Raw genomic sequence first — 21,226 nt, 5'->3', positions numbered from 1 at the left:
TAGCGCATATATCCGCCTAGACTGCTGGGATGACCTATTCGATCGCTGTCTCCGGAGCCTCAGGCTATGCCGGGGGAGAAGTCCTGCGCCTGCTGGCCGGCCACCCCGAGGTCCAGATCGGCGCCGTCACCGCCCACTCGAGCGCGGGGGAGCGGCTGGGAAGCGTGCAGCCGCATCTGCTCTCACTGGCGGACCGGGTGCTTCTGGACACCACCGCGGAGAACCTCGCCGGACACGACGTCGTCTTTCTGGCCCTGCCGCACGGGGCTTCGGCGGAGATCGCCGCCCAGCTCGGCGAGGACACCATCGTGATCGACGCCGCCGCGGATCATCGGCTGGAATCCGCCGCCGATTGGGAGAAGTTCTACGGCTCTGCCCATCAGGGCACCTGGCCCTATGGGCTGCCTGAGCTGCCCGGAGCGCGGGCCAAGCTTGCCGGTGCCCGGCGCATCGCGGTGCCCGGCTGCTATCCCACCACCATCATGCTCGGCCTGGCCCCGGCGCTGGCCGCCGGGCTTGTCCAGCCCACCGACATCGTGATCGTCGCGGCCACCGGCACCTCCGGGGCGGGCAAGGCGCTCAAACCCCACCTGCTCAGCGCCGAGGTCATCGGTGGCATGAGCCCCTACGGGGTCGGCGGGGTGCACCGGCACACCCCAGAGATCGAACAGGGCCTCGGACACGCAGCGGGAGTCCCGGTCCAGGTCAGCTTCACCCCCACGCTGGCTCCGATGCCGCGCGGCATCCTGGCCACCTCCACCGCGAAGCTCGCCCCCGGCACCACCGAGGCGGCGCTGCGCGCGGCCTACCGCGAGCACTACGACGGCGAGGCCTTCGTTCACCTGCTCCCGGAGGGCCAGTGGCCGGCCACCAAGCAGGTGGTGGGCTCCAACCACGTCACCATCCAGCTTGCGGTCGATGAGCACGCCGGGCGCGCCGTCGTCGTCTCGGCCGCGGACAATCTGACCAAGGGCACCGCCGGCGGAGCCGTACAGTCCATGAACATCGCCCTGGGTCTGGAAGAGACCACCGGGCTCAATCTGCTGGGAGTCTCCCCATGAGTGTCACCGCCGCGAAAGGATTCAGCGCCGCTGGCGTCGCCGCCGGATTGAAATCCCCCGATGCGCAGGGCAACGCGCCGCGCGACGTCGCCCTGGTGCTCAACCATGGCCCGGACAAGCACGCCGCCGCGGTCTTCACCACCAACCGGGTCGCCGCGGCACCGGTGCTCTGGTCCCAGCAGGCCATCGCCGACGGGCGCGCCGATGCGGTGGTGCTGAACTCCGGCGGAGCCAATGCCTGCACCGGGCCCCAGGGCTTCGCCGACACCCACCAGAGCGCCGAGGTCGTGGCCGCGAAGCTCCAGGCCGCCGGCGCGGACATCTCCGCCGGGGACGTGCTGGTCTGCTCCACCGGACTCATCGGCGTGCGCCTGGACATGCCCGCGCTGCTTGAGGGGATCAGCGCCGCCGTAGCGCAGCTGGAACCGGCCGAGGCCGCCGGAGCGCGGGCGGCGCAGGCGATCATGACCACAGACTCGGTCATGAAGGTCTCCACCGCGACCGGTGCGGAGTTCACCATCGGCGGGATGGCCAAGGGTGCCGGCATGCTCGCCCCCGGGATGGCCACGATGCTCTCGGTGGTCACCACCGACGCGGTCATCGCGGCGCCCGACCTCGACGCCGCGCTGCGCGAGGCCGTCCGGCTCAGCTTCAACCGCGCCGACTCCGATGGCTGCATGTCCACCAACGACACCGTGATCGCGATGGCCTCCGGGGCGCATCCGCAGGCCGACCCCTCCGGAGTGGACCTGGCGGAGTTCCAGGCGGCGCTGAACCAGGTGTGCCAGGACCTCGCGACCCAGCTCATCGCCGACGCCGAGGGCGCTCACCACGAGATCGCGATCTCCACGATCAACGCCGCGACCGAAGAGCAGGCCGAGACCGCAGGCCGCTCCGTGGCCCGCTCCAACCTGTTCAAGACCGCGATCTTCGGCCAGGACCCCAACTGGGGCCGGATCCTCTCCGCCGTCGGGACCACCGACGTGGACTTCGACCCCTCCACCATCGACGTCAGCGTCAACGGGGTGTGGATCTGTCGCGCCGGAGGGATCGGGGAGGACCGCGAACTGGTGGACCTGCGCGGGCGCCACGTGAAGGTGGTCATAGATCTGAAGGCCGGCGCCGCCGAGGCCACGATCCTCACCAATGACCTGACCCATGACTATGTGCATGAGAACTCTGCCTACTCCAGCTGAAGAAGGACCCGATGACCTCCAGCATGAAACCCCGCGACGCCGGGAGCCTGAGCTCCGCCGGTGAGAAGGCCTCCGTCCTGGTCGAGGCGCTGCCCTGGATCCAGAAGTTCGCCGGAGAGACCATCGTGATCAAGTACGGCGGCAACGCCATGATCAACGACGAGCTGCGCCGCGCCTTCGCCGAGGACGTGGTCTTCCTGCGCCACGTCGGGGTCAACCCGGTGGTGGTGCACGGGGGAGGGCCTCAGATCAACGCGATGCTCCAGACCCTGGGCATCGAATCCGAGTTTCGCGCCGGACAGCGGGTGACCACCCCCGAGGCCATGGATGTGGTCCGGATGGTGCTCACCGGGCAGGTCGGCCGCGAGCTGATCGGCCTGATCAACAGCCACGGCCCCTACGCGGTGGGCCTTTCCGGGGAGGACGCCGCGCTGCTGCGTGCCACCCGCACCACCGTGGAGATCGACGGCGAGACCGTGGACCTCGGACTGGTCGGCGAGGTCAGCGGGGTCAACCCCGACGCGATCACCGACCTGCTCGACGCTGGGCGGATCCCGGTGATCTCCACCATCGCCCCGGAGTTCGACTCCACCGCCGCCGACGCCACCCCCACCGGCGAGGTGCTCAACGTCAACGCCGATCTCGCCGCCGCCGCCGTCGCCTCGGCTCTGGGCGCGGCCAAACTGGTGATGCTCACCGATGTGGAGGGCCTCTACGCCAACTGGCCGGACAAGTCCTCGCTGATCTCCTCGCTGAGCGCCAGCGACCTGCGGGCGATGCTGCCCAGCCTGGAATCCGGCATGATCCCGAAGATGACCGCGGCGCTGAAGGCCGTGGAGGCCGGGGTCCCACGCGCCCATGTGGTCGACGGCCGGGCACCGCACTCGATGCTGTTGGAGATCGTCACCACCGAGGGCGTCGGCACCCAGATCGTTCCCGATGGGGAGGCCGCATGAATGCCCAGAACACCCCCGAGGCTCAGGCCGCTGACCTGAACAGCGCTGATCTGAACAGCGCTGACCTCACCAGCGCTGACCTGAACAGCGCGGATCTCACCAGCGCCGATCTCAACAGTGCGGCGCTCGCGGCGGAACCCGGTGAGGCGCTGCTGGCGCGCTACACCGCGTCGCTGCTCGGGGTCTTCGGCACTCCGCAGCGCGTCCTGGTCCGCGGCTCCGGCGCCACGGTATGGGACGCCGACGGCCGGGAGTACCTGGACCTGCTCGGCGGGATCGCGGTCAACGCGCTGGGCCACGCCCACCCGCTGATCACCAGCGTGGTCTCATCCCAGCTGAGCACCCTGGGACACATCTCGAACTTCTTCACCAGCCCGACCCAGATCGCGCTGGCCGAGAAGCTGCTGCACCTGGCCCAGGCCCCCACCGGCTCTAAGGCGTTCTTCACCAACTCCGGCACCGAGGCCAATGAGGCCGCGTTCAAGCTGGCACGCCGCCACGGCGGCCAGGACCGGCCGCGGATCATCGCCCTGGAGCACGGCTTCCACGGACGCACCATGGGCGCACTGGCGATGACGCACAAGCCCAGCTACCGGGAACCCTTCGAACCGCTGCCCGGCGGCGTGGAATGGGTGCCCGCCGGGGATGCCGAGGCGCTGCGCGCCGCGGTGGATGAGACCGTGGCTGCGGTGATCATCGAACCCGTCCAGGGTGAAGCCGGTGTCCACGGCCACCCGGCCGGATACCTGCAGGCCGCCCGGGAGATCACCCGCGCCGCCGGGGCGCTGTTGATCTTCGATGAGGTGCAGACCGGCATCGGCCGCACCGGCTCATGGTTCGCCTCCGCCCCGTCAGACTCCTCCCTGTCAGACTCCTCCCCGGTGATCCCGGACGCGATGACCCTGGCCAAAGGCCTCGGCGGTGGGTTCCCGATCGGGGCGATGCTCACCTTCGGGGAACACGCCAGCACGCTGCTGAACCCCGGCCAGCACGGGACCACCTTCGGCGGCAACCCTGCGGCCACCGCCGCCGCGCTGGCCACGCTGCACGTGATCGAATCCACCGACCTGCTGGATCAGGTCCGGGAGGTCAGCGCCTACGCGGCCGCCCGGCTCGCCGAGCTCGACTTCGTCACCGAGGTCCGAGCCCATGGGCTGCTGATCGGCTTCGACCTGGAGGCCGCCGCCGGTCAGGCGCTGGCGCCTGCCATGGTCGCCGCGGCCCTGGAGGCGGGTTTCATCATCAACGCCACCGGCCCGTCCACGCTGCGCCTGGCCCCGCCGCTGATCATCACCACGGAGCAGATCCAGCAGTTCGTCGATGCCCTTCCCGAGATCCACCGCAGGAGCACCTCATGACCGTCCGCCACTTCCTCACCGACCTGGACCTCAGCCCCGCCGAACTGGACCAGGTGCTGACCCTCGCGGCGCATATGAAGGCCCACCCCTACGCGATCAAGGCCCTGGCCGGGCCCCAGACCGCCGCGGTCTTCTTCGACAAGACCTCCACCCGGACCCGGTTCTCCTTCGTGGCCGGGATCTCCGCGCTCGGCGGCACCCCGCTGGTGGTGAACCCCGGGGAGTCCCAGCTCGGCCATAAGGAGACCATCGCCGACACCGCCCGAGTGCTGGACCGGATGGTCAGCCTGATCATCTGGCGCACCTTTGCCCAGTCCGGGCTTCAGGAGATGGCGGCGCACAGCGCGGTCCCGGTGATCAACGCACTCTCCGACGACTACCACCCCTGCCAGCTGCTCGCGGATCTGCTGACCCTGCGCGAACATCTCGGCGGCACACAGGGTCGCTCCCTGGCCTACCTGGGCGACGCGGCGAACAACATGGCCAACTCCTATCTGCTCGCCGGGGTCAACGCCGGCATGGATGTCCGCATCGCCGGCCCCGCCGGCTACCTGCCTGAGCAGCGCATCATCGACGCCGCCCAGGCCCGCGCCGAGCAGACCGGGGCCAAGGTGCTGATCACCACCGATCCGGTCCAGGCGCTGGCCGGCGCCGAGGCGGTGGCCACCGATACCTGGGTCTCGATGGGACAGGAGGAGGAGAAGCAGCAGCGACTCGAGCTCTTCGGGGACTACCGGGTCGACGCGGCGGCCATGGCGCATGCCGACCCGGGCGCCGTCGTCCTGCACTGCCTTCCGGCCTACCGCGGAGTCGAGATCAGCGCCGAGGTCCTCGACGGGGCGCAGTCGGTGGTCTGGGATGAGGCGGAGAACCGGCTGCACGCGCAGAAGGCGCTGATGGCCTGGCTGTTGGTGCGCTCCGGGCTCGCCGACGCGCAGACCGCGGAACTGGTCCGGGCAGGGGAACGCTGAGATGGCACCGACCACCAAGACCGCGCGGCACGCGAAGATCCGTGAGCTGATCTCCCGCTCCCAGGTCCGGTCCCAGGCTGAGCTGGCCGAACGCCTCGCCGACGCCGGGGTCACGGTGACCCAGGGGACGCTCTCGCGGGACCTGGTGGAGATCGGCGCCGCCCGGGTGCGCGGCGCCCAGGGTGCGCTGATCTATGCGGTGCCCTCCGACGGACATGACCGTGAGCTGCAGGCCGACCAGACCGACGCGACGACGACGGCGCGGCTGATCGCGCTGTGCAAGGACCTCTTGGTCTCTGCCGAGCCCAGCGCGAACCTGGTCATCCTGCGCACTCCGCCCGGAGCCGCCCAGTTCCTGGCCAGCGCGGTGGACCACGCCGGGATCCCAGAGGTACTGGGCTGCATCGCCGGAGACGACACGATCATGGTGGTCACCACCGAGCCCGACGGGGGAGCCGCGGTGGCGCACCGCTTCACCGGATTCGCCGAGGGCCGGGGCTAGCCGCGGCGCTGCTCACACCGCGCTGACCGGCGCACCAGGAAATAAACGTTCATATCAATGTTCATAATGGTGCACCCTCTGGTGTCGGCCACTACTGTGCACCTATGCGAACACAGACAACAGCGCTCGTAGGCATTTCCCACGGCACCTCATCGAAGCGCGGCCAGGCCGTGGTGCGTCAGCTCATCGACGACGTCGCCCACCGGCTCCACGCCCCAGGGTCACCTGCGAGTCCATCCGAGACTCCACCGGACGTTTCTTCCGAGACCCCGCCCAAGACTTCGCCAGGGATTCCACCGGCGAGCCCGCCCACCGTGCGACTCGGCCACGTCGACGTGCAGCAGCCCGACGTTGACGCCACCCTGGGCAGCCTTCCTGCGGGCATGGGTGCGACCATCGTGCCGCTGCTGCTCTCCACCGGGTTCCACGTCAACGTGGATCTGCGCGAGGCGATGCAGAACCTCACCCGACCGGCCACGCTGTGCCGCGCGCTCGGCCCCGATGGTCGACTGACCGAGCTGCTGGCTCATCGGCTGGGGGAGATCGGCGCCGATCCCGACCGGGACATCATCATCCTCGGCGCGGCAGGCTCCTCCGACGGCTCGGCGGTCCGCGACTGCGAGACCGCCGCCGCGATGCTCGGGAGCCATCTCGGAGTCGAGGTCCACGAGTCCTATCTCTCCTTCGCGCAGCCCAGCGTCACCGCGGCGGTGGCGCGTGCCCGCGCCGAGCACCCTGGGCGGCGCGTGGTGGTGGCGAGCTATCTGCTGGCCCCGGGCTACTTCCAGACGCTGCTCGAATCGGCCGGCGCCGACCTGACCGCCGAGCCGCTGCTGGCTTCCGGTCGCCCCACGGCTCCGGCGCAGCTCGTCGACCTCGTGCTGGAGCGGTATTCCAAAGCCGTGCCCGTGCCGGCCTCCGCACCCCAGCCGCAGGAGGCGTCATGACCGGCGTGCCCACCTTGCCCGAGGTCAGCATCACCGTGGAGGAGCTCCGCGCCCTCCAGCGCACCGGTGCGCCGCTGACGCTGCTCGATGTCCGATGGCGGCAAGACCGCCCGGAGGGCCTTCCCGAATACCTGGCTGGGCACATCCCGGGTGCGGTGTTCGTCGACCTGGAATACGAGCTCAGCACCCCGGACCGGCCCGCAGGGGATGGCGCGCATCCGCTGCCCGACCCTGCCGCGTTCCAGGAGTCGGTGCGCCGCTGGGGCATTGGTCCGGAGGACACCGTGGTGGTCTATGACGACCTGAAGAACTTCTCCTCGGCGCGCGCCTGGTGGCTGCTGCGCCATGCGGGCCTTGCCGATGTGCGGGTGCTCGACGGCTCGCTGCGCGCCTGGGTCCAGGCCGGGCATGCCCTCGCTGAGGGCTTCGAGCTGCCTGAGGCCACGGAGGCGGAGATCAGGTTCGGGGCGATGAAGACCGCGGACCTGGGTGAGATCGCGGCCCTCGGATCCGAGGCGCAGCTGATCGACGCCCGATCCGCCCAGCGCTACGCCGGTGACGGGCGCATCCCGGGGGCGCTGAACGCGCCGGTCGCCGGGAACGTCGACGACCATGGACGGCTGCTCCCGGCTGCCCAGCTGCAGCAGTGCTACCTGGAGCTCGGGGTGAAGCCCGGGGTCCCCGTCTACTGCTACTGCGCCTCCGGAGTCCACTCCGCGTACGCGGTGCTCGCGCTCAGCGCTGCGGGCTTCGACCCGGTGCTCTTCCCCGGAGGATTCGGCCAGTGGGTCCACGGGGGAGACCGCACAGTTCACCCCACTCTTCGTCCATGAACTTTAATGACACATATATTTGATAAGTTCAGGTTTGTATTTTAGTGTGGAGTATCGCACCGCACGAGGGCGACCAACCATCCAGAGCGGCTGAGAGACCTGGCTCGACGACGCCGCAGCAACCCGGAACCGCATGCACATGCCGGGTGCTCACGCCGGGAACGATGGAGGCATTTTGTCGACCGATACAGCTACCACGACCGCCGCCAGCAGGCGGCCCGACCGTTCATCCCCACGGCCTAACGGCCAGTGGAAGATCGACGGCAAGGACCCGCTGAACCACAACGAGGAGCTCAAGCAGGCCGACGACGGCCTGAACGTCCGCGAGCGGATCGAACAGGTCTACTCCAAGGAGGGCTTCGACTCGATCCACTCCGATGACCTGCGCGGCCGCTTCCGCTGGTGGGGCCTCTACACCCAGCGACGCCCCGGAGTCCCCGCCGGTGCGCACAACTCGCTGCCCCCGGAGGAGGTCGACGACAAGTACTTCATGCTCCGGGTCCGGATCGACGGCGGCGCACTGACCACCGAGCAGCTGCGCGTGGTCGGTCAGATCGCCGTGGACTTCGCCCGCAACACTGCGGACCTGACCGACCGGCAGAACATCCAGCTGCACTGGGTGCAGGTCGAGGACGTCCCGGAGATCTGGCGCCGCCTCGAGTCCGTGGACCTGGGCACCACGGAGGCCTGCGGAGACGTTCCGCGGGTGATTCTGGGCTCTCCCGTGGCTGGGATCTGCGCAGAAGAGATCATCGACCCCTCTCCGGTGATCGCCGAGATCGCCCGCCGCTACATCGGGGACTCCACGCTCTCGAACCTCCCACGCAAGTACAAGACCGCGATCACCGGACACCCCAGCCAGGACGTGGTCCACGAGATCAACGACTTCGGCCTGGTCGGCGTCGTCCACCCCGAACACGGCCCGGGCTACGACGTCTGGGTCGGCGGGGGACTCTCCACCAACCCCCGGCTCGCCGAACGCCTCGGGGTCTTCACCACCGAGGACGAGGCGCCGGATGTGTGGCACGCGGTGACCCAGGTCTTCCGCGACTACGGCTACCGACGGCTGCGGCAGAAGGCCAGACTGAAGTTCCTGCTCAATGACTGGGGCCCGGAGAAGTTCCGGCAGGTCGTCGAGGACGAATACCTGGGCCACCGGCTCCGGGACGGGCTGCCTGCTCCCGCGCCGAGCCGCCCAGGGGACCACGTAGGCGTCCACCGGCAGAAGGACGGGCGCTACTACATCGGCGCCGCTCCCGTCGTCGGCCGGGTCAACGGGGAGCTGCTGGTGAAGCTGGCCGAGCTGCTGGAGGCCAACGGGTCTCACCGGCTGCGCACCACCCCGCACCAGAAGCTCGTGGTGCTCGACGTGCCCGAGCAGAACCTGGCCACGGTCAAGGCCGGGCTGAGCGACCTGGGTCTCGACCCCGATCCCACCGTCTTCCGCCGATCCACGATGGCCTGCACTGGCATCGAGTTCTGCAAGCTGGCGATCGTGGAGACCAAGACCACCGCCCAGAAGACGATCTCCGCACTGGAGATCCGGCTCGCGGACGTGGCCGATCAGCTTCCCGAGCGGCTCACCCTGCACATCAACGGCTGCCCGAACTCCTGCGCCCGCATTCAGACCGCCGACATCGGGCTTAAGGGACAGCTGCTGCCCGACCCCGACGGCGAGAAGACGCCCGGCTTCCAGGTCCACCTGGGCGGAGGGCTGGCCTCCTCCGATCGGGAGGATCCAGGGCTCGGTCGGACGGTCCGCGGCCTGAAGGTCACCGTGGAGGGGCTGGTCGACTACACCGAGGCGCTGATCCGTCGCTACCTGCGCACCCGGGACAGCTCCAGCGAGTCCTTCGCAGCCTGGGCCCACCGGGTGGAGGAGGGTCAGCTGCAGCTGGAGGAACCAGAGCCGCAGCTGCAGGAACCCGCGAAGGGGGCGGTCTCATGACGGACCCGACCCCGAGCACCAGCCGCTCCACCAGCAGCGTCAGCTCGACCAGAACCGCCAGTTCCAGCACCGACCTCACCACCAGCGCCGACGCGTCCCGAGAACTCGCCGCATCCGGGGCTGAGGCGCTGGGCGTGGAGTCCCGCGCTGAGGACGTCATCGCCTGGGTGGCCGAGAACTTCTCCGCCCGTGAGGTCGCGGTGGCCTGCTCCATGCAGGACTCGGTCCTGCCGGCCCTGGTCGCCGACCAGCTTCCCAGTGTGGACGTGCTGTTCCTGGAGACCGGATATCACTTCGTGGAGACCATCGCTGCACGCAATGAGGTGGCTCGCGCGCTCGACGTCACCGTCGTCGATGTCCTGCCCCGGCTCAGCGTGGCCGAGCAGGACCGCGTCCACGGCAAGGACCTCTTCAAGACCGATCCGGCCGCCTGCTGCCGGATGCGCAAGATGGACCCGCTGGGCGAGGTGCTCACCGGCTACCGGCTCTGGTTCACCGGCGTCCGCCGCGACGAGGCACCCACCAGGGTCGACACGCCCCTGGTCACCTGGGACGAACTGCATGGCCTGATCAAGGTCAACCCGCTGGCCACCTGGACCTTCGATGACCTGGTGGAGCATTCGCAGCGCAACGGCCTGCCGGTGAACCCGCTGCTCGACAACGGCTACCCCTCCATCGGGTGCAAGCCCTGCACCCTCCCGGTGGCGCCGGGGGAGGATCCTCGCTCGGGCCGCTGGGCCGGATCCGGGAAGGTCGAATGCGGCATCCACACCACCGAGGCGACGGCCTAGCCGCACCCGCCGCGGGGCGCCCCCAGCCCTGCAGACGCTCCACCGACTCCCCGGCGGTGGCGGCGTCGTCTGACCGACCATCCTCTGCCCCGCCTGACCATACCGAAAGGCCCCCTCATGACCAGTGCTCTCTCCGCTGAGGCACCGACCGCTCCGCCGGCACCTGCGGGCACCGCGGTGCTGGCACGACTTGAAGCCGAAGCGATCCATATCATCCGTGAGGTCGTGGCGGAGTTCGATCGCCCCGCGATGCTCTTCTCCGGCGGCAAGGATTCGGTGGTGATGCTCCACCTGGCGATCAAGGCGTTCGCTCCGGGTCCCGTCCCCTTCCCGGTGGTCCACATCGACACCGGGCACAACTTCCCCGAGGTCATCGAGTTCCGGGACCGCACCGTGGAGCGTCACGGTCTGCGCCTGGTGATCGGCTCGGTGAAGGAGCTCATCGACGCCGGCGCCCTGCAGGAACGCGCCGACGGAACCCGCAACCCGCTGCAGACCGTGCCGCTGCTGAACACCATCGCGGAGCACCGATTCGATGCGCTCTTCGGCGGTGCGCGCCGTGATGAGGACCGGGCCCGGGCCAAGGAACGGATCCTCTCGCTGCGCGATGAGTTCGGCCAGTGGGATCCGCGCAACCAGCGTCCGGAGCTGTGGAACCTCTACAACGGTCGGCACCGGCCCGGTCAGCATGTCCGCGCCTTCCCGATCAGCAACTGGACCGAGCTCGACATCTGGCGCTACATCGCGCTCGAGGACATTGCGCTGCCCTCGCTCTACTACGCCCACGAACGTGAGGTCTTCCACCGCGACAGCATGGTCCGCGCCGTCGGACCACACAGCCTGCCCGGGGAGCACGAACCCGTCGAACGGCTCTGGGTGCGCTACCGGACCGTGGGGGATATGTCCTGCACCGGCGCCGTGCGCTCTCGCGCCACCACCAATGACCTGGTCCTGAACGAGGTCGCCAGCGCGACGGTCACCGAGCGCGGAGCCACCCGCGCCGATGACCGGCTCAGCGAGGCCGCCATGGAGGACCGCAAGAAGGACGGATACTTCTGATGACCCACACACCCACTCCGGGCACGCTGCTGCGCCTGGCGACCGCCGGAAGCGTCGACGACGGCAAATCCACCCTGGTCGGCCGGCTGCTCCACGACGCCCACGCCATCCTCTCCGACCAGCTCGCCGCCGTGACCCGCAGCTCCGCGGAGCGAGGCTTCGGCGCCGCCCCGGCGGGCTCTGACACCCGGGACGACCCCGACGCCGGGCCGGCGCTGGACCTCGCGCTGCTGACCGACGGGCTGCGCGATGAGCGCGAGCAGGGCATCACCATCGACGTGGCCTACCGCTACTTCGCCACCGATCGGCGCAGCTTCGTGCTCGCTGACTGCCCCGGCCACGTCCAGTACACCCGCAACACCGTCACCGGCGCCTCGACCGCGGATGCCGTGGTGCTGCTGGTGGACGTGCGCCACGGCGTCGTCGAGCAGACCCGCAGGCATCTCGCCGTGGCCACCCTGCTGCGGGTCGAGCATGTGATCGTCGCGGTCAACAAGATCGACGCGGTGGACTACAGCGAGGAGGCCTTCCGCGCGGTGGAGCGTGACATCGTCCAGGTCTCCCGGGAGCTGCGCGGCCCTGAGCGGACCGGGTCCCCAGGCGGCCCCGAGCCGATCGTCGTGCCGGTCTCCGCGCTGCACGGCGACAACGTCGTCACCACCTCCACCCGCACCCCCTGGTACACACCGCACACCCCGGGTACCTCGGCGTACAGCGGACAGGCGCTGCTGCCGATCCTGGAGCAGCTCCCCGACGCCGACGCCTCTGCGCGCCGGACCGAACCGCTGCGACTCCCGGTCCAGAGCGTCATCCGCGCCCACGGCGGCTACCGGGGTTATGCGGGGCAGATCGCCGCGGGGACACTGCGGGTCGGCGACACGGTGCGGATCCAGCCCGGCATCCAGCTCACCCAGGTCACGGGACTGGAACGCACCACGCTGCAGGAGCAGCACGCCGCTGAGATGTCGACAGCAGGGACATCCGCCACGGCATCAGAGGTAGCCGCGGCGGGGGAGTCGCTGACCATCCGCCTGGCCGGAGACCACGACGTCGCGCGTGGCAGCGTGCTCACCGATCCGCAGCGCCCCGCCGTCGAACTCGACGAGGTGACCCTGCAGGTGGCCTGGCTGCATCAACGGCCCGCTGTCGCTGGCAGCCGGGTGCTGTTCAAACACGGCACCGCCACGATCAAGGCCCTGGTCGCCGAGGTGAGCGATCGTCTCGATCTGAACACGCTGCGCTCCGGGCCGGCAGATCAGCTTCAGCTCAACGACATCGGCACCGTGACCCTCCGGCTCGCCTCGGTGCTTCCCGTGGATGACTACTCGGTCTCCAAACGCACCGGTGCCGGGCTGCTGATCGACCCCGCGGACGGCAACACCCTGGCCGCGGCGATGATCCACCTTCCCGATCCGCAGGACGCCGACGCGACCGCGCCGGACAGCGACGAAGATTGGCTGAACTCATGACCGGTACGACAAGCCCAACAATCGGTCTCGTCGCGCTCGTCGGAGGCGGGCCCGGCGACGACGCTCTGGTCACGGTCCGTGGTCGTGAGCTGCTCGGCCTCGCCGACGTCGTGATCGCCGACCGGCTTGGACCGCGCGGACTGCTCGAGGAACTCGCTCCGGACGTGGAGGTCATCGACGTGGGCAAGGCGCCGGGAAACCACGCCGCGACCCAGGATGAGATCAACGCCCTGCTGGTCACCCACGCGCTCGCCGGTCGTCGCGTGGTCCGGTTCAAGGGAGGCGATCCGTACATCCTGGGCCGCGGCTCGGAGGAGCGGGAGCACTGCCGCCGCTTCGGCATCGAGACCGAGGTAGTCCCGGGCATCACCTCGGCGATCGCGGTCCCGGCCGCCGCCGGGATACCGCTGACCCACCGCGGCCTCTCCCGGGGATTCACCGTGATCTCCGGGCATGAGGACCTCGACGTCGTGCCGCGTGCCTCCGGGCACACCCTGGTGATCCTGATGGGGGTCAAGACCCTCCGCCGCTCGGCCACGCAGCTGATGGTCCACGGCTTCGATGCCGAGACCCCGGTGGGCATCGTCGAGTCCGGCTGCACCCCGGAGCAGCGGGTGACGCTGGGCCGGCTCGGCGGGATCGCGGACCTGGCCGTTGAGCGCCGCGTCCAGAACCCCGCCGTGATCGTCGTCGGCGACGTGGTCACCCTCGCCCACGACTGGCCACATTTCCCCGCTCCGACGATCCCCGCATCCAAGGTCCCCACATCCGAGATCCCCGCCCCTTCCATGGCAGGCGCTTCCCTGGAGAGATCCCACCATGACTGAGCAGACCCCTCGCATCGCCATCATCGGCAGCGGACCGGCCGGCGTGTACGCCGCAGATCTCCTCTCCCGATCCGAGGAGGGGGAGGACATCGCGATAGACCTGTTCGATCGATACCCGGCGCCCTTCGGGCTGATCCGGTACGGCGTCGCACCTGATCACCCGCGGATCAAGGGCATCGTCAAGGCGCTGCACAAGGTCATCGACCGCGGCAGGATCCGCTTCATCGGCAACGTGGACTACGGCACGGACCTGAGTCTGGACGACCTGCAGCGGCGCTACCACGCAGTGATCTTCGCGACCGGCGCCATCGGTGACGCGGAGCTGAACCTCCCCGGGATCGCGCTGGAAGGATCCTTCGGCGCAGCCGACTTCGTGTCCTGGTACGACGGTCACCCCGACTACCCGCGCAGCTGGCCGCTGGACGCCCAGCAGATCGCCGTGCTGGGCAATGGCAACGTGGCGCTGGACGTCGCACGGATCCTGAGCAAGCACGCTGATGACCTGCTCACCACGGAGATCCCGGAGAACGTCTATCAGGGCCTGAGATCCTCCGCCGTCACCGATGTGCATGTGTTCGGCCGGCGCGGCCCGGCCCAGGTGAAGTTCACCCCGCTGGAGCTGCGCGAACTCTCGCACAGCCGCGACGTCGACATCATCCTCTACGAGGAGGACTTCGAGTTCGACGAGGCCTCGGACGCCCTGATCAAGTCCAGCAACCAGGTCAAGACGATGGTCAGCACGCTGACGAACTGGCTGCTCGAGCAGGAGGAGCGGCAGTCAGACCCGCAGGTGCATCCGGCCTCGCGCAGACTCCACCTGCACTTCCTGCACTCCCCGGTGGAGATCACCGGGGAGGACGGCGAGGTCACCGGAATCCATTTCGAACGCCAGCAGCTCGACGGCAGCGGCAACGCACGCGGCACAGGAGAACAGCTGGAGTATGAGGTCCAGGCCGTCTATCGAGCCGTCGGGTACTTCGGCAGCCCGCTGGCAGAGGTGCCCTTCGACGCCGACCGCGGCGTGATCCCGCATCGCGGAGGTCGAGTGATCGACGCCGACGGGGAGCCCATCTCCGGGCTCTATGCCACCGGGTGGATCAAGCGCGGTCCGGTGGGACTGATCGGCCACACCAAGAGCGACGCTGCCGAGACCATCGGGAATCTGCTCGAGGACCTGGACCAGCTCACTGACCCCGAGGCGCCGGACGCCGATGTGGTCGAGCTGCTCCAGGAGCGCGGCGTGCAGAGGACCTCCTGGGACGGATGGCTGGCCCTGGACGCCCACGAGCAGAGCCTCGGCGCCGAGCACCAGCTCGCGGACGGTTCCACCCGCGAACGGGTCAAGGTGGTCTCACGCGAGGAGATGGTGGAGATCTCCCGGGCCCTGCAGGAGGCAACCCGATGACTTACATCATCGCGCTGCCCTGCGTAGACCTCAAGGACAAGGCCTGCATCGACGAATGCCCCGTGGACTGCATCTACGAGGGCGAGCGTTCGCTCTACATCCACCCCGACGAATGCGTGGACTGCGGCGCCTGCGAACCGGTCTGCCCGGTGGAGGCCATCTACTACGAAGACGATGTCCCCGAGCAGTGGTCCGAGTACTACCGCGCCAACGTCGAGTTCTTCGACGAGGTCGGGTCCCCCGGCGGCGCGGCCAAGGTCGGGCTGATCGAGAAGGACCACGAGGTCATCGTGGGACTGCCGCCACAGCGCTGACTGACCTGCAGCGCTCACAGACTTCCAGGATCGGGTGGTCAGCACCGGCGGGATCTGAGTCATCAGGTGCCGAGGGGATTCGGCGGCGCCGGGGTGGCAGGGTGTGGCGCGCGTACTATGGGCGGCATGGAAAAACTCTTCGAATCTATTCGTAGGATCGGTTTCCGTCGTGGACCTGGGCGCGTCGTCGCAGGCATCGGGGGAAGCCTTGCCAAGAAGTTCGGAGTCAACGTGTGGTTGGTCCGCTTGTTGATCCTCTTGTCCTTCTTGCTTCCGGTGTTGGGAGTCGGAGCGTATCTGTTGGTGTGGGTTCTGACGCCCTGGCAGGACGGCAGCATACCGTTGGAGCGCGCCTTAGAAGCCCGACGCTTGACTTGAACTCAACCAGGTCACGGCAGTGAGAGATCGTCCGGTCTCGTCGAAACGACCGTGTCTCATATAGCTGGGGTCTGCCGCACCGATAGGTGACATGATGACGTGCCCCATGGCTTGGTTTCCACTCGCTCTGACTAGCTTCCGGCGATGAGCGGTTGAATGTTGTGGGCGAGGTCGTAACCATGCGGCGTGGCGTAAGCGAGGCTGGAGTGGCGGCGTCGGCGGTTGGAGAACACCTCGATGTACTCGAATATGGCGTGCGCCAGCTCGACCCTGGCCCTCCACTTCTTGCGATTGAGCAGCTAGATCTGCATCGAGGACCAGAAGGACTCCATCATCGCATTATCGAGCCCATCACCCACGGTCCCGAATGAGGGCAGCAGCCCTGCTGAGCGGATCTTCTGGGTGAACACCCACGAGGTGAACTGAACTCCGTGATCTGCATGCACGATCCCTCCTGCCTTGGGGGTTCGTACTCGGATCGCCATAGCCTCAAGCGTTGATGACCAGGTTTGAGTCCTGCTTGGAGTCGATGGCCCAGCCGATGATCTTGCGGCTGCAGGCGTCCAGGACTGCTGCGCAGTAGATCTTGCCTTCCCTGGTGGGATGTTCGGTGATGTCTGTGACCCAGAGTTCGTTGAGTCCGAGCGGTGGAACTTACGTTTGACCAGGTCATCGGCTGTGGCCACGCCCTTGAGACGCTTGACCCTGGTGGGTCCTGGTAGCCCTCCGAGTCCTGCTCGGTTCATCAGTATCCAGACGAGCCGGCTGGAGCAGGTGATCCCCATTCCGAGCGTGAGTTCGGCGTGGATCCGCCGGTAACCGTAGGTGCCCCTGGATGCGATAGGGACCTCGCCTATGAGGCCGGCGAGCCAGCGTCGGCGCAGTTCCGTGGGGCTAGTGGGCGCCGTCTATAGCGGTAGTAGCCCTGCCGGGGGACTCCGAGTAGGCGGCAGCAGGTGTTCACGGGTTCCCCGGCGTCGACGAGACGGTCGATCACCGGGTGCGCTCTTTTGGGTCAAGGGGATCCTCATCGAGCCAGGTGGATGCTCGTCGTAGGATCGAGATCTCTTGCTCGAGCTGTTGGACCCTGGCGCGGGCTGCGCGCAGCTCGGCCGATTCCTGGGGGGTGTGGCCCGGTCGACCCTCGCGCACGAGCGAGATGGCGCGGGCCCTGAACTCTGGAGGATACGGGCGTGGCATGGTGATCAGCCTTCCATGAAGGCCATCGGCTAGCGAGAGATCGTGGAAACCAAACTGTAGGTCAGGTCAAACTGTCACTTATCGGCGCGGCAGACCCACCCCATCTCACCACAGACAGTATGCGGCCGATAGTTATAGAGGTTCACCCGCAGCGACAGGGCATGCCGACGAGCCCGACCCCGGATGGCGGAGTCAAGGTCAGCGCCCAGCGCCGACCCGGAGAACCTCGACCTCGCGCCCGCCGGCCGCGGCCCGGGGTCGCACCCAGATGGCGTCCCACTGCTGCAGGTCCAGTGCCTGGGACTCCGTGCGAGAGAGCTGCACGTTCACCGGTGGGTGCGCCCCGCCCGGGGACCCCGGGTCTGAGTCCAACACCACCTCCAGGCGCACCTCGAAGCCGATCCGCGTGAGCCGAGTGATCCGCCCGGGGTGCGAGCCGCTCTCGGGGTCCAGGGTCACCTCCACGTCGTGGGGCCGCAGCCGCAGCTCCCCGAACCGGGTGACCTCCCCGATGAATCCGAAGACGAAGTCACTGGCCGGATGGTCGTAGATCTCCTCGGGCGTCCCGACCTGTTCGATGCGCCCCTGATTCATCACGACCACGGTGTCGGCGACCTCCAGGGCTTCCTCCTGGTCGTGGGTGACGAAGACACTCGTGACATGGACCTCCTCGTGCAGCTGGCGCAGCCAGTCGCGCAGCTCCTTGCGGACCTTTGCGTCGAGGGCCCCGAAGGGTTCATCCAGCAGCAGCACCGAGGGGTCCACCGCCAGGGCGCGGGCGAGCGCCATGCGCTGCCGCTGGCCGCCGGAGAGCTGGGCGGGGAGCCTGTCGCCGAAGCGCTCCAGCTGGACTAGCTCGAGCAGCTCCTGCACCCGACGCCGGACCTGTGCCTTCGGGGTCTTGCGCACCTCCAGCCCGAAGGCCACGTTCTTGGCCACGGTCATGTGCGTGAACGCCGCGTAGTGCTGGAAGACGAATCCGATGTTCCGCTGCTGGGCGGGCAGCCGCGTGACGTCGCGCCCCGCGAGGTACACCGAGCCGGCATCGGGCTCCTCCTGACCGCCCAGTATCCGCAGCAGCGTGGTCTTGCCCGACCCCGAGGGGCCGAGCAGGGCGGTCAGTCCGCCGGAGGGGACCGAGAGGCGGATGTCTTCCAGGGCGGTGAAGCTGCCGAAGGTCTTCCTCACGTGGTGGATCTCAATTCCCACGGGTGTGCTCCTTTGGTCGTAACACGGTGACGATGGCCAGTGCGGCGATGCCGATGAGTGCGAGCAGGAATCCGATGGCGTAGGAGCTGCCGGTGGCGAATCCCTGGTGGAATCGCTGCACCGCCATGGTGGCGGTCTCGGTCTGACCGACCAGGCCCCCGGAAATGATCAGCACGGCCCCGAACTCCCCGACGGCGCGGGCCAGGGTCAGGATGATCCCGTAGGTCACCGCCCCCCTGATCGAGGGCATTGTGATCCGCCAGAGGATCTGCACGGCGTGGGCTCCGAGGCTTCGCGCGGCGACCTCCTGCTCTATGCCGATCTCGCGCAGCACCGGGATCACTGCGCGCAGCACCAGCGGAAGGCTGACGAAGGTCACCGCGAGCACGATCCCGGGGAAGGAGAACACCACCAGGATGCCCAGTTCGGCCAGCGGGCGGCCCAGCCAGCCCTGAACGGGGCCGTAGGCCAGCAGCAGCGCCAGGCCGACGACGATCGGCGAGACTGCGATCGGCAGGTCCACGAACAGTCCGAGCAGCCGCTTTCCCGGGAAGTCGTGGCGCACCAGCAGAATCCCCAGCGTGATCCCGAAGACCGTGTTCAGCACCACCGCCCAGGCGGCGGCAGCAAGGGTCACCCGCAGGGCACTGCGCACCGCCGGGTCCTGCAGCGTGGAGACCAGGTGGTTCTCCCCGGAGAGGAAGGTCTCCTGGACCACCATCCACAGCGGCCAGCCGACCAGGAAGAACAGGTACGCGATCACCACGGTGCGCAGCGCCGTCCGCGTGACGCTCACCGGTGGCGCTCCTGGGAGGTGAGGACCTCCACGAGCAGCGTCGCGGTCAGGGCCGTGGCCAGCAGCAGCACCGCCACGGTCGCTGCAGCGGCGGTGTTGTCGACCTCGATGTAGCTCTGGATGCGCATCGGTGCGCCCTCCGAGATGTTCGGACGATTCCCGGTGAGGATCACTAGGGCACCGAACTCGCCGACGCCGCGGGCGAAGCACAGCGTGGCTCCTGCGGCCAGTGCGGGGGTCAGCGCCGGGAGGATGATCCGGCGCACCGTGGTGGCGCGGCTGGCTCCGAGCGAATGGGCCGCCCGCTCGACGTCGCGATCCAGCTCGCCCAGCACCGGTTGCACCGTCCGGACCACGAAGGGCAGCGTCACGAAGAGCAGCGCGAGGAACACCGAGGCGGGGGTGCCCAGCACGTTGATCCCCAGCGGGCTCTCCGGCCCGTAGAGGCTCAGCAGCACCAGCCCGGCCACCAGCGAGGGCAGCGCGAAGGGGATGTCGATCATCAGCTCGATCAGCCACCGACCCGGAAAACGGTCGCGCACCAGCACCCAAGCGATGAGCAGTCCCATCACGAGGTTCACCGCCGTGGCGGCCAGCGCGGAGACCAGCGTGAGCCGGATCGCGTGGGCGGTCTGCACGTTGGTCAAGGTGTCCCAGAACGTGGACCAGCCGTCCTCCACTGAGGAGATGAGCAGCAGGGCCAGCGGGATCATCACCAACAGGCTGAACCACAGCACCGAGATCCCCAGGGCGAGCCCCGCGGGGCGGGTCAGCGTGGTGCGCCGCCGACTCCTGGGCCGGCGCTTGGACCGGGTTCTGCCCGGTGAGAAAGGAATCCTGGGAGTTGCGGAAGCTGGGTTGTTCAGCGCGCGGGTTGGCATCTCAGCTCCGTCCCGAATCCTCGATGAGCCGGGTGATCAACCCGTCCTCGTCGAAGTAGTCGGCCATCACCTGGTCCCAACCGCCGAAGTCTTCGTCCACCGTGGCCAGGTGCTCCACCGCGGGGAAGGGCCGGGCGGGATCGTTGGCTCCGCGGACCTCGTCGATCTCGATCGCGGCGCCGCCGTGCTCCACCGGGCGGAACCCGAAGCTGGCGTAGATCGCCTGACCCGCGGGGGAGAGCGCGAAATCATGGAACTGCCGGGCCTGGGCCGGGGCGTCCTCGGTGACCGCGGCGACGTTCTCGATCAGCACCGAGGTGCGCGGGACGATGTAGTCGAGCTCTTCTCCCTGCTGCACGCCCAGGATGGCCTCGTTCTCGTAGGAGACCAGCACGTCACCGGTCCCGTCGAGGAACGCCATGGTGGCGTCCCGCCCGGAGCCCGGGAACACAGCGACGTTGTCGACGAACTGCTCCATATAGTCTTGCGTCTCCGCCGGGGTGCTGCCGTCCTGCAGCTGTGACGCGAGGGCTCCGAGGATGTTCCAGCGGGCGGCACCGGAGGATCCCGGGTTGGGGGTCACGATGCTGACATCTTCGCGGATCATGTCCTCCCATCCGGTGATGCCGAGTGGGTTGCCCTCGCGGACCACCAGGACCACCACGGAGGTGGTCAGCTGGCCGCCCCAGGCGTTGTCGTCCCAGTCCTCCGCCACCAGTCCCGCCTCGACCAGGCGCTCGAGGTCGGGGGAGATGCTCAGGTGCACCAGGTCCGCGGGCAGCCCGTTCGCCACGCTTCGAGACTGATCTCCCGAGGCTCCGTAGGATTCCGCCTTCTGTGCCCGCTGACCCGCCGCGGTCTCTGTGAAAGAGTTGAACAATTCATCGTTCGCCTCGGCGGGCGCCGCGAACCCCACGAGGGTGATCTGCCCGTCGGGCTCGCCTGCGCAGCTGGTGAGCAAAGCTGCGCCGAGGACAGCAGAGACCGCTAAGTAAGTCGCTCTGCTTGCTGCTGTGCTCATGCGTGGACAACTCGTTCCTCGGTGATGTTCAGGTGATAGCCCCACCGTAGACAAAGTCGCACCGCATCACTAGTAATTCGTCATATAGGTTCATAAGTGTTCAA

At 68.4% G+C, this 21,226-nt stretch carries 20 protein-coding genes, 1 pseudogene and 1 riboswitch; of the genes and pseudogenes, 16 read left to right on the top strand and 5 right to left on the bottom strand.

Going from position 1 to position 21,226, the window contains the following annotated elements:
- Positions 1–29: 29 nt before the first annotated feature.
- The 16 genes from argC to BG28_RS12645 all read left to right on the top strand — a co-directional run bounded on the left by argC (position 30) and on the right by BG28_RS12645 (position 16,015).
- Positions 30–1,061 carry an N-acetyl-gamma-glutamyl-phosphate reductase gene (argC, locus tag BG28_RS12720; protein ID WP_036477535.1) on the top strand — a complete coding sequence of 344 codons (1,032 nt, stop codon included), beginning with the start codon at positions 30–32 and terminating at the stop codon, positions 1,059–1,061.
- Positions 1,058–2,257 (top strand): bifunctional glutamate N-acetyltransferase/amino-acid acetyltransferase ArgJ, encoded by a 1,200-nt coding sequence (gene argJ / locus BG28_RS12715; RefSeq protein WP_036477533.1) that lies wholly within the window; start codon positions 1,058–1,060, stop codon positions 2,255–2,257. Before argC ends, argJ begins: the two co-directional genes overlap by 4 nt.
- 11 nt (positions 2,258–2,268) lie before the next feature.
- Positions 2,269–3,213, top strand: a complete 945-nt coding sequence (gene argB / locus BG28_RS12710) for an acetylglutamate kinase (RefSeq protein ID WP_036477530.1) — start codon at positions 2,269–2,271, stop codon at positions 3,211–3,213.
- Positions 3,210–4,571 carry an acetylornithine transaminase gene (locus tag BG28_RS12705; RefSeq protein WP_084479723.1) on the top strand — a complete coding sequence of 454 codons (1,362 nt, stop codon included), beginning with the start codon at positions 3,210–3,212 and terminating at the stop codon, positions 4,569–4,571. Before argB ends, BG28_RS12705 begins: the two co-directional genes overlap by 4 nt.
- On the top strand, positions 4,568–5,542 hold the full coding sequence (argF, locus tag BG28_RS12700; RefSeq protein WP_036477525.1) for an ornithine carbamoyltransferase: 975 nt from the start codon (positions 4,568–4,570) through the stop codon (positions 5,540–5,542). Before BG28_RS12705 ends, argF begins: the two co-directional genes overlap by 4 nt.
- A gap of 1 nt (position 5,543) precedes the next feature.
- A complete protein-coding gene (locus BG28_RS12695) occupies positions 5,544–6,044 on the top strand; it encodes an arginine repressor (protein ID WP_036477523.1) in 501 nt (166 codons plus the stop codon).
- Between the two features lie 104 nt (positions 6,045–6,148).
- Positions 6,149–6,991 (top strand): sirohydrochlorin chelatase, encoded by an 843-nt coding sequence (locus tag BG28_RS12690; protein ID WP_084479722.1) that lies wholly within the window; start codon positions 6,149–6,151, stop codon positions 6,989–6,991.
- The gene (locus BG28_RS12685) at positions 6,988–7,824 is read left to right on the top strand and encodes a sulfurtransferase (RefSeq protein ID WP_051501438.1); all 837 of its coding nucleotides are present in this window, start codon (positions 6,988–6,990) and stop codon (positions 7,822–7,824) included. Before BG28_RS12690 ends, BG28_RS12685 begins: the two co-directional genes overlap by 4 nt.
- A 74-nt stretch (positions 7,825–7,898) precedes the next feature.
- Positions 7,899–7,995: riboswitch (SAM riboswitch) on the top strand.
- Positions 7,996–7,999: 4 nt separating this feature from the next.
- Positions 8,000–9,772 carry a nitrite/sulfite reductase gene (locus tag BG28_RS12680; protein WP_304412467.1) on the top strand — a complete coding sequence of 591 codons (1,773 nt, stop codon included), beginning with the start codon at positions 8,000–8,002 and terminating at the stop codon, positions 9,770–9,772.
- Complete coding sequence (locus tag BG28_RS12675; protein ID WP_036477520.1) at positions 9,769–10,563, top strand: phosphoadenylyl-sulfate reductase; 795 nt, start codon at positions 9,769–9,771, stop codon at positions 10,561–10,563. Before BG28_RS12680 ends, BG28_RS12675 begins: the two co-directional genes overlap by 4 nt.
- 117 nt (positions 10,564–10,680) lie before the next feature.
- Positions 10,681–11,622 (top strand): sulfate adenylyltransferase subunit CysD, encoded by a 942-nt coding sequence (gene cysD, locus BG28_RS12670; RefSeq protein ID WP_036477517.1) that lies wholly within the window; start codon positions 10,681–10,683, stop codon positions 11,620–11,622.
- Positions 11,622–13,091, top strand: a complete 1,470-nt coding sequence (locus BG28_RS12665; RefSeq protein ID WP_036477514.1) for a sulfate adenylyltransferase subunit 1 — start codon at positions 11,622–11,624, stop codon at positions 13,089–13,091. The genes cysD and BG28_RS12665 overlap by 1 nt, the downstream gene beginning before the upstream one ends.
- A complete protein-coding gene (cobA, locus tag BG28_RS12660) occupies positions 13,088–13,918 on the top strand; it encodes a uroporphyrinogen-III C-methyltransferase (protein ID WP_084479721.1) in 831 nt (276 codons plus the stop codon). The genes BG28_RS12665 and cobA overlap by 4 nt, the downstream gene beginning before the upstream one ends.
- Positions 13,911–15,323, top strand: a complete 1,413-nt coding sequence (locus tag BG28_RS12655; protein ID WP_036477511.1) for an FAD-dependent oxidoreductase — start codon at positions 13,911–13,913, stop codon at positions 15,321–15,323. Before cobA ends, BG28_RS12655 begins: the two co-directional genes overlap by 8 nt.
- Positions 15,320–15,637 (top strand): ferredoxin, encoded by a 318-nt coding sequence (gene fdxA, locus BG28_RS12650; protein ID WP_036477508.1) that lies wholly within the window; start codon positions 15,320–15,322, stop codon positions 15,635–15,637. The genes BG28_RS12655 and fdxA overlap by 4 nt, the downstream gene beginning before the upstream one ends.
- Before the next feature lie 126 nt (positions 15,638–15,763).
- The gene (locus BG28_RS12645; RefSeq protein WP_036477583.1) at positions 15,764–16,015 is read left to right on the top strand and encodes a PspC domain-containing protein; all 252 of its coding nucleotides are present in this window, start codon (positions 15,764–15,766) and stop codon (positions 16,013–16,015) included.
- A gap of 131 nt (positions 16,016–16,146) precedes the next feature.
- Here the strand turns inward: BG28_RS12645 and BG28_RS12640 are convergent.
- The 5 genes and pseudogenes from BG28_RS12640 to BG28_RS12620 form a co-directional block, all read right to left on the bottom strand.
- A pseudogene (locus tag BG28_RS12640) lies at positions 16,147–17,215 on the bottom strand (IS3 family transposase).
- Between the two features lie 198 nt (positions 17,216–17,413).
- Entirely contained in the window at positions 17,414–18,424 is a 1,011-nt protein-coding gene (locus BG28_RS12635; RefSeq protein WP_036477505.1) for a sulfate/molybdate ABC transporter ATP-binding protein, read from the bottom strand.
- Positions 18,414–19,220 carry an ABC transporter permease subunit gene (locus tag BG28_RS12630; protein WP_036477502.1) on the bottom strand — a complete coding sequence of 269 codons (807 nt, stop codon included), beginning with the start codon at positions 19,218–19,220 and terminating at the stop codon, positions 18,414–18,416. The genes BG28_RS12635 and BG28_RS12630 overlap by 11 nt, the downstream gene beginning before the upstream one ends.
- Positions 19,217–20,101 (bottom strand): sulfate ABC transporter permease subunit CysT, encoded by an 885-nt coding sequence (cysT, locus tag BG28_RS12625; protein WP_036477499.1) that lies wholly within the window; start codon positions 20,099–20,101, stop codon positions 19,217–19,219. Before cysT ends, BG28_RS12630 begins: the two co-directional genes overlap by 4 nt.
- A 1-nt stretch (position 20,102) precedes the next feature.
- Positions 20,103–21,122 (bottom strand): sulfate ABC transporter substrate-binding protein, encoded by a 1,020-nt coding sequence (locus BG28_RS12620; RefSeq protein WP_036477496.1) that lies wholly within the window; start codon positions 21,120–21,122, stop codon positions 20,103–20,105.
- Between the last annotated feature and the right edge of the window lie 104 nt (positions 21,123–21,226).

The organism is Nesterenkonia sp. AN1 (assembly GCF_000582475.1).
Classification (GTDB): Bacteria; Actinomycetota; Actinomycetes; order Actinomycetales; family Micrococcaceae; genus Nesterenkonia; species Nesterenkonia aurantiaca.
This window is presented reverse-complemented; position numbering and strand designations above follow the sequence as displayed.